The sequence below is a fragment of the Oleiphilus sp. HI0123 genome (assembly GCF_001635315.1).
In genome coordinates, this window is record NZ_LWGE01000408.1 from 1 (window position 1) to 1059 (window position 1059).

At 42.1% G+C, this 1059-nt stretch carries 1 protein-coding gene; it reads right to left on the reverse strand.

Annotated features, from left to right (window positions below):
* Positions 1 to 289: 289 nt before the first annotated feature.
* Positions 290 to 1059: response regulator (locus A3761_RS03870; protein WP_156491577.1), on the reverse strand; the 770-nt coding region annotated here is incomplete at its 5' end.

Here is a 1059-nt window from a genome sequence, read left to right on the forward strand (position 1 = left end):
GGGTGCCTAGCAAAAATAGGAAAACCATAATCGAAATGGTTTTGGGGAGCGGAGAGCGACGTGAGGACATAAGCTGCATTAACCTTTTTAGCAAATTACGTTAGTAGCTCTAACGTATTCCATATCGTTGAACTTGGATGCACTTACACATTCGGAGCTTGATCATAGCTCGCATCCAAAGTTAATAATCCTTTCGGGTTGAGTTAACCGAGTTAATATATCTAATTCGAGGCTTTTAAAAAAGCGCCTATGTTTCAGAGTGTGATCCGCATAGCGCTTAGCTGGTGACTCAAGAGGGGATTAGCTTCAATTCATTAGCCGTATCAAGAACTCGCTGAATGTCTTCGAGAAGCTCATTTATGTATGTATCCAACTGTCGCTCGTAAGTTTTTAAAGCATGTTCGGTATCTTTTACTGTTTTTCTTAACTTTGGAACGCCACAATAATGGCAGGCGCCATGTAATTTGTGGACAGACTCTTCAAGTAGTTCGAGCTGATTGTTTTGGAATAGCTGCTCAATTCGTTCTTTTTCACCTGGTAAGCTTTCCAAAAACTTTTTTAAGAAAGTTTCCGCAAGATCTTGGTTACCGTTACACAAACTCACGCCTTCTTCTATATCGATGATTTTAATTGGCGTGTGTGATGAATGAATAGCCTGAGATTGACGAGGGTCTGGGGTGGTATTATTTGTTTCCGGTAAGTGAACTGGGCTATTGTCTTTGGGCGATGCAGGCATAGACGTAGTAGCTTGCTTCTGACCTAGGTCACTGGCTAGCTCGGGAAGATATTCTGTGATTGTTTTACTGAGCTTTTCTTCATCAATTGGTTTGGTGATAAGTGTTTGAAAACCCTGGTTGAGAAAGGTTTGTTGTTCTTCGGGAAGGGCGTAGGCAGTCAGTGCAATGATCGTTGCTGTTTTATACTGCTGATTAATCTGCCGGATGCGCTTCATCGCTTCAACACCATCCATTCCTGGCATCTGAATATCCATAAAAATAAGCTTGTACGAGGTCTCCTGACATTTGCTGATTGCTTCAAAGCCGTCATTAGCGGACTCTG